Source organism: Arthrobacter sp. CG_A4 (assembly GCF_035985125.1).
Lineage (GTDB): Bacteria > Actinomycetota > Actinomycetes > Actinomycetales > Micrococcaceae > Arthrobacter.
On sequence record NZ_JAXCID010000075.1, the window covers coordinates 1 to 7,221 of the forward strand.

Annotated in this window: 9 protein-coding genes; 1 reads left to right on the forward strand and 8 read right to left on the reverse strand. The window is 59.4% G+C overall.

Features of this window, described 5'->3' with window-relative positions; genetic code table 11:
* Positions 1–121: 121 nt before the first annotated feature.
* From RCH07_RS18690 to RCH07_RS18710, 5 genes are all read right to left on the reverse strand, one after another.
* The gene (locus RCH07_RS18690) at positions 122–286 is read right to left on the reverse strand and encodes a helix-turn-helix transcriptional regulator (protein WP_326968992.1); all 165 of its coding nucleotides are present in this window, start codon (positions 284–286) and stop codon (positions 122–124) included.
* A 495-nt stretch (positions 287–781) separates the two neighbouring features.
* Entirely contained in the window at positions 782–1,039 is a 258-nt protein-coding gene (locus RCH07_RS18695; RefSeq protein ID WP_326968993.1) for a hypothetical protein, read from the reverse strand.
* Between the two features lie 113 nt (positions 1,040–1,152).
* A complete protein-coding gene (locus tag RCH07_RS18700) occupies positions 1,153–1,806 on the reverse strand; it encodes an SDR family NAD(P)-dependent oxidoreductase (RefSeq protein ID WP_326968994.1) in 654 nt (217 codons plus the stop codon).
* A 579-nt stretch (positions 1,807–2,385) separates the two neighbouring features.
* Positions 2,386–2,787: a hypothetical protein gene (locus tag RCH07_RS18705; RefSeq protein WP_326968995.1), complete on the reverse strand. Its 402-nt coding sequence runs from the start codon at positions 2,785–2,787 to the stop codon at positions 2,386–2,388.
* The gene (locus RCH07_RS18710) at positions 2,784–3,407 is read right to left on the reverse strand and encodes a nucleotidyltransferase domain-containing protein (protein ID WP_326968996.1); all 624 of its coding nucleotides are present in this window, start codon (positions 3,405–3,407) and stop codon (positions 2,784–2,786) included. Before RCH07_RS18710 ends, RCH07_RS18705 begins: the two co-directional genes overlap by 4 nt.
* 668 nt (positions 3,408–4,075) lie before the next feature.
* Here RCH07_RS18710 and RCH07_RS18715 point away from each other — a divergent pair.
* Positions 4,076–4,900, forward strand: a complete 825-nt coding sequence (locus tag RCH07_RS18715; RefSeq protein ID WP_326968997.1) for a hypothetical protein — start codon at positions 4,076–4,078, stop codon at positions 4,898–4,900.
* A gap of 902 nt (positions 4,901–5,802) precedes the next feature.
* Here RCH07_RS18715 and RCH07_RS18720 read toward each other — a convergent pair.
* The 3 genes from RCH07_RS18720 to RCH07_RS18730 form a co-directional block, all read right to left on the reverse strand.
* Positions 5,803–6,141 carry a HepT-like ribonuclease domain-containing protein gene (locus tag RCH07_RS18720; protein ID WP_326968998.1) on the reverse strand — a complete coding sequence of 113 codons (339 nt, stop codon included), beginning with the start codon at positions 6,139–6,141 and terminating at the stop codon, positions 5,803–5,805.
* Positions 6,138–6,581 (reverse strand): helix-turn-helix domain-containing protein, encoded by a 444-nt coding sequence (locus tag RCH07_RS18725; RefSeq protein ID WP_326968999.1) that lies wholly within the window; start codon positions 6,579–6,581, stop codon positions 6,138–6,140. Before RCH07_RS18725 ends, RCH07_RS18720 begins: the two co-directional genes overlap by 4 nt.
* Positions 6,582–6,721: 140 nt before the next feature.
* Positions 6,722–7,221, reverse strand: a 500-nt coding sequence (locus tag RCH07_RS18730; protein WP_326969000.1) for a hypothetical protein, incomplete at its 5' end; no start/stop codon positions are given.

Here is a 7,221-nt window from a genome sequence, read left to right on the forward strand (position 1 = left end):
GCCGCAGGCCCAACCGCAGGGCCGGCGGCATACCCCCGGCAACAGCCCTCGCAGACCACCAAGCCCGCGACCACGAACCCGCGGCCGCGGCCGCGTAACCGAAATCAACTACGAAACTGTCTCAAAAACTTGACGTGCGCAGCAGGCGCTCGAGCATCTTGACCGAGACACTGCGCCGCCCTGCCTCATAGGCGGCAACATTCGGCTGAGCAACCCCGGATCGTCGGGCAAGCTCTGCCTGGCTCAGGCCGGCAGCCTCTCGAAGCGCTCGAACTGGATTCACCATGGTCGAATTATATCGCGTGATATGACTCTAGCGACAGCTAGACCGATTTGGACGCAACCGGTTACCTGAGCGCAGCCATCACCCTCAGAGTCACGAACAAGCAGTGCGGTCCGGCTACCACACTCGATCGGTCGGGCCCATCATGGCCCTCGCCCGCCACGAGATTGATCTGCATCCTGTTCTCGAGCTCCACCCATCACCATTGCTTGCAGCGTCGGAAAGTCCACCTGGCTTAGACAGTCAACCGGAATCAACTAGACATTGAATCTAAATTCCCCACGTTCTGTAGCCGACCAACTTCTACTGGCAGCGCGGGCCCAAGTGGAGCCTGCAACCTTCTGAACCACGATCAGGGCAGTGCGCGACCGCGAGGCGTCGGGCGAATGGAATCCGTGGAGAGATCAAGCCAGATCAGCACGCTTGTCAGGTGCGCGCGATGGGCGTTGGATCCCCTGACTGTAAAGGCACACCTTGCAACTCTGAGCCAGGTGGCCCCTACAGTGATGCTTTCTCAACCAGCGATCGTGCCGCCCGCTCGGCGATCATGAGCTTGGTCCCGCTGATGGGGTCATGTCCGTAACCGGCCCGGGTCTTCATTCCAAGCAGGACACCAAGTGAGTTGGAAGCTTGCTTGTCTACCGAGGCGAGCAAGGCGATCGCATCCGGGTGATCCTGGCCTTTGGCAAGTTTCCCCAGCGCGCCAGCACAGATTGCATCTGCCGCCGCGATTCCGGCATGAACGTACAGGGTCACGCAAGCGTCCGCGACGTCCTCTCCGTCTCTAGCGCTGTATTCGAAAGGCCAGGCTTGCACACTCGAGCCGCGCCTTTCGCATACAGCGCCCAGTTTCATCATCTCGGCCGCGCCTAGAAGGCGGTGCTGGGCAGATCCTTCTCGCCATCGACGATCGCGGTGATGATCCGCGCTGCAACGAGGTCTGGATCCAGCGGCGCTCCGAATCGCGGCGCTGACCCGGCGATCGGGTGCTCGGACAGCGCGGTGCCAGTGTGGCCTGGGCGGGCATCCACTAGTCGGATGCCCGCGCGACGATACTCGCGCGCCGCTGCGACAACGAAAGCCGCGAGCCCAGCTTTCGACGCCGAGTATGCTGCCAGACCGGCGACGGGTGTCTCAGCGACAACGCCGCTCAGGGTTACCACGAAGGGCTCCCGGCCGTCACGTGCCGAAGCCGCGAGGTAGGACTGGCTCTGGGTAATGAGCTGGATCGCACTGGTCGTGTTCACAGCAAACAGTTCGTCCACCGTGGCGGGTTCAAGGTCTGAAGCGGCGCCGAAGGCGACGACCCCGGACGCAACCACAAGCCCGTCGAGCCGTCCGTGCTGCGCATTCGTGGCATCCAGCACCTCCCGAATCACAGAGGGTGCACGTAGATCGTGCCCAGCAGACTTTGACGACCGGGCAACAATGGCGCCGTTACTCTCCAGCCGATCGGCGATCCGCGAGCCGAGCCCGCCGGTGGCGCCGACTACCAGAACAACCGCACCCTGAAGATTCGTCATGGGTAGATCCTAAATCACGTGCCGCAGGTAGCCCAGCCCGAGTCGGTTTGCTGAGGTTGGACGACTGCGGATTCCCCAGACAGCGCGGCAAGCTTCACGCGCACCCCCGGGGGTGAAGCGCCCCAAGTTTCATGCCGCAGCCTTGAAAGTTGGAAGCATGCATATCATGCCACGCGTCCGCGCACCCCTTGGTGCTGCAATTTGTGGGCATCCGCGGCACCGACGCACACCCGCCTGTTACACAATAAGCACACCGAACCCACGGATACTTAATTCGCACAAACAGAAACGGCCCCGTATGCCGAAGCAGATGGGGCCGTCTCAAAAATTAATTGAGTTATACGTTAAACCTAAACTCCACCACGTTCTGTAGCCGAGCAACCTCTACTGGCAGCGCGGGCCCAGGTGGAGCCTGCAATCTTCTGGACCACGATAAGGGCAGTGCGTGACTGCGAGGTGTCGGGAGAATGGAACCCCTGGAGAGATCAAGCCAGATCAGCGCGTTTGTCAGGTGCGCACGATGGGTGTTGGAGCCCCTGACCGTAACGGCAAACCTTGCACCTCTGTGTCAGGCGGCCCCTACAGTGATGCTTTCTCAACCAGTGATCGTGCCGCCCGCTCGGCGCTAGTGAGCTTGGTCCCGCTGATGGGGTCATGTCCGTAACCGGCCCGGGTCTTCATTCCAAGCAGGACACCAAGTGAGTTGGAAGCTTGCTTGTCTACCGAGGCGAGCAAGGCGATCGCATCCTGGTGGTCTTGGCCTTTGGAATGTTTCCCTAGCGCGCCAGCACAGATTGCATCTGCCGCCGCGATTCCGGCATGAACGTACAGGGTCACGCAAGCGTCCGCGACGTCCTCTCCGTCGGAGAGTTCCCGAGCATCGTCTGCTACCTGCAGGAACTGCTTGGCTTTGGCAAGTCGGCCTTGCTGGACCGTCTTGTCTGCTGCGACGGTTCTGGTGTTGACATCCTTCGGAGTCATGTACGGGCCTTGTCTCTTCGGAGTTGTTTGCGAAGCCAGGACGGGTCTCCTGCGATGTCGATACCATCCTCGAGGATAGAGTTGAAGATGATCGCTGGCCGCACTTCTGAACTTCGGTAAACAAGGGGGCGCACGTCGTTGCCGGTCCACAGGGTCGCTTGGGCGGCAAGTCGACGCACTGAGTCTTCTACAGCGTCTTCTGTCGCCGAGTCTGGCATGACGACGAGGAGGTCGATGTCGCTGTCTGCGCGCATTTCGTTACGGGCAGCTGAACCGAAGATCTTTACGGTGAGAGGTTGGATCCGCCACTCGGAAATAATCTGACTCATCCTGGAAAGCAGCTCGCTCTTTGCGTTGGCGATCGTCTGAATGGCCTCCGCCAGCAAGTGGTCCAAGTTCAACGCGTAGGCATAACTTCGGCCCGTGGCACGTTCCAGAACTGCACCTTGTTCCACAAGGCGAACCACGGATTTGCGTACACCTTGAGGCGATCCTTCCTCGGGCAACAGCTGGTGGATCTGGTGAACTGAAAGGTACTGTTCGGTTCGCGCCAGCACCGTAAGTACTTGAGAATCGAGGCCGGTTGTACTGACGACTGCGAACGGATTTTGCAGGCGCATTCTCGCTCCTCTCTGCGCTCCGGGACAGGGATAGTCTTTCACAAAAACAGACCAGAGTCCACGAAAGTAGACGAGTGTCCACGAAAGTAGACGAGTGTCCACGAAAGTAGACGAGTAAGTCACCTCAGAAACACTGTCAAGCAGGCCACAGAAACTAGCCGCCCAAGGATCGCTGGGGTCAATGGAGTGCCGGGCCCCAGGCGCACCCCATTCGCGTCCCAAATTGTGCGTTGAAGCGGAACTCCACCACGTCGCGAGGCTGACAAAAATACCGCCATGACCGTCAACGGCCCACCAAGCGCCTGCCGCGCGAGAGCCGACGCGACAAAGGGGCCGTCCACGCCCAGCTCGACCACCACAACGTCGGCCACATCTCCGCCAAAGCTAGTGCCAATGGGGTTACTCCACCCCAATTCAGGGTAGACACAGTCGGCAAGAACACCCTGTCGAAGCCAAACTCAGGAGCAGCACAGCGGCAAGAATGAAGTGGCGATTTTTCTCCATTCCAGCCAATTGGTGGACTCCGCGGAATTCCGTAACAGATTACAACAGTGCGCGCTTATGCCCGTCGGCAACATCGAAGGCACGGCCCTGTGGCCCCTGCGATGGAGCCTCCTACTCTCGATCGCTCATTGACTACTCACAGAGCACTCAGTATTCTTGGCTCCATGAACACTCGTTTAGCGCGTCGACTAGAACTAGATTTGACTCAGTCCCTGGCAGCCACAAACGCCGGATTGAGTCTAGCCACGTGGCGGCGATGGGAAGAAGATCCTGATGCCGTAAGCTCCAAGACACGGGAAGCTTGCGAGAACGTGCTGGCCAAAGATTCGGAGACCTCAAGGGCCCTTGCCAAATCAGCCGCACAATTTGAGAAGTCCTGGCGCAACTGCCCGTACCTCACACCTCGGCAAGCCTTCGCGATCGCACTGACCCTCGATCTTTGGGCCGACACCGACATTCGCGAATGGTTAGGAGCGCCCGCCGATGAACCGCTCCATGAGGTTAGTCCCTTTGCGAGATTCGATCGACGGGTCATGTTCTATGTCGGGGAGAACCGCGCTTGGGCTGAGAAAGTTCGAGAACGCTGCTACGCCATCTCGGATGAAATAGAAAATGGCGTGCTTCCATTTAACCGTGATGGGGCCTACATTGATGAACTTCTCATAGCGGCGGCACTTACTGAAGCGAAGGATTTTCTTTCCGACATGCCCGAAATATTCGAGAGAATATCTCCTCGATCCGCCTCCGAGACTGACGACGACGACGACACGACCAACGACGATAATTGGGACGTCGTCAGCGATTCGTTCGATGATATGTGTCGTTGGGACGATTGGGAAGTCCCCCTATACACAAATCATCCACTCTTGCCAGCGGTCCTTGCCGATCGGCATCCGTTCACGTGGTTCGACGTCGTACCCTCTACCGGGGCGGGATATCTCCAGCGTCTCCAAGGATTACTCATTACGCATGATGAGGGCAACGAATAATCCTGCAGCGTCCAGCCGGGAACACCATGAATTGGTTTTTACACTACAAACCTGGAGGTAGGTATGTCCAAAGTTTTCGATGAAAACCTTTGGCCAAAGCTATACGCCGTTGTCTTGGAACACGATGCCCTCGGCGGAAGGCGGGTGCGTTGGAATGCCACCTATCAATCGTGGGTGACTACTCGTGACTACGACCGCTATCTGGATTTCCCTTGGGAATCCAGACCGGGGATGACCATGGGATTAGAGGACCGACCATCGGAAGATCAGTACACAACCGCTCATCAGGTAATTCAGGATTGGACGACAGCGACCAAGCGCTTCGGCGGGTGTGAAAGGTGCGGTTCCTCGGACCTCAAACTGCACTTCGTGACCCCCGACGTGCACGGCGAACCTGCGGTCTATTGTGTACAGAGTCCGGCGTATTCAGTTGTCGACTCAACCGGCGGTACCTGTCGACTGAAGCACTGGGGCAGCCCGTTCGGCTGCCAGTCGGTTGAGGCTTACATAGATCGTGGTACCTGGGCTGAACCACGGACGGGGACTCGAGCCGCCTTCCTGTATGGACGGCCCCTGACCGCCGAGCAGGTGATAAATCGAGACTGGTGTGCGCGCTGCACTGGTGCTGCGAGCAATGTGCGGCACAATGCTGCAGCAGGGCACGAGGACCCAGACGAATGGGCCTATCAACGCGCCACCCAGGAGTTAAAGGGTCTTGCACGGCGTCTGCTTGAAAACTAAGCCAATAACTACGAGCACGCCCCAAGCAGGACGCCGCCCGGTCAGAATGACCGGACGGCGTTCTTGTCTGGCTCAGGTGAGCCAAACGGACCTAAACGTTAAATCTAAACTCCATCACGTTCTGTAGCCGAGCAACCTTTCCCCCGATGGGCCTCGCGGTCTCACTCTGCTGAGAGCGACTGGATGTATCTGCCGATCGCCGGCAGGTCGACGACCATCGTGTCCCAGACCGCACCGTAGTCAGTTCCCTCGGAGTAATGCGCCAGGCAGTCCCGCATCCGCTTGATCAATGACCATGGCACTTCGGGATGCCGGTCGGTCGTGGCGTCGCTCAAACGAGCCACATTCTCGCCAATCTTGATGATCAGTGACTCTGCCGCCAGGCCCGGAACGTTGTTGGGGTCCCCGAGGTACCACTCGTTGCCGCGTGCCACGAGATTCGCGCCGACGCCGCACAGTCGGACGATCTCCGTCAGAGCCGCATCATCCCGCTTGTTCATACCGCGACAGCCGTCGCCAAGATCTCATGATCGGCACGCAGACCGCCGTCGGTCACCACATCGACCTCGACACCGAGCAACTCGCTCGCGTCAGCAGCGAACGCCGCGACCGTAAGCAACCCGGTGCCGGGCGATCGGGTGACCAAGATGTCCAGATCGCTGCCGTAACTGTCTGTGCCGCGAGCCGCCGAGCCGAAGACACGGACATTGTCGAAGCCATACCGGCCCGCAAGGCTCACAAGGTCGGCACGGCGCGCAGCGAGCGCATCATGAGGCAGTGGCCGCGCGGCCGTCCGCAGGCGCTCGAGCATCTTGACCGAGACACTGCGCCGCCCTGCCTCATAGGCGGCAACATTCGGCTGAGCAACCCCGGATCGTCGGGCAAGCTCTGCCTGGCTCAGGCCGGCAGCCTCTCGAAGCGCTCGAACTGGATTCACCATGGTCGAATTATATCGCGTGATATGACTCTAGCGACAGCTAGACCGATTTGGACGCAACCGGTTACCTGAGCGCAGCCATCACCCTCAGAGTCACGAACAAGCAGTGCGGTCCGGCTACCACACTCGATCGGTCGGGCCCATCATGGCCCTCGCCCGCCACGAGATTGATCTGCATCCTGTTCTCGAGCTCCACCCATCACCATTGCTTGCAGCGTCGGAAAGTCCACCTGGCTTAGACAGTCAACCGGAATCATCGAGACACTGAATCCAAATTTCACCACATTCTGTAGCCGAATAACTTCTGCTCGGAGCGCGAGCCTGTCGGCCCTGAACTCTGCTGACAACACGATCTGCTCAGGCACTGTGGCTGACACCCATGCGGCATGCAAGGAACTTCTGACGCCTCGGGTCGGTTCCGAGGAGGAGCAAGGTGGATTCGATGCTCCGGCCGTCAGCAATGAACCCACTTCAGAATCCATTCGACTCTCTAGCGCTGTATTCGAAAGGCCAGGCTTGCACACTCGAGCCGCGCCTTTCGCATACAGCGCGACGACCTGCACGCCGAGCCGCCAGTGCAGCGGCCGGGCGAAGAGCCAGTCTCCGACGCCCTTGTGGTCGCGTCCGTCCACGATGCCCAGGA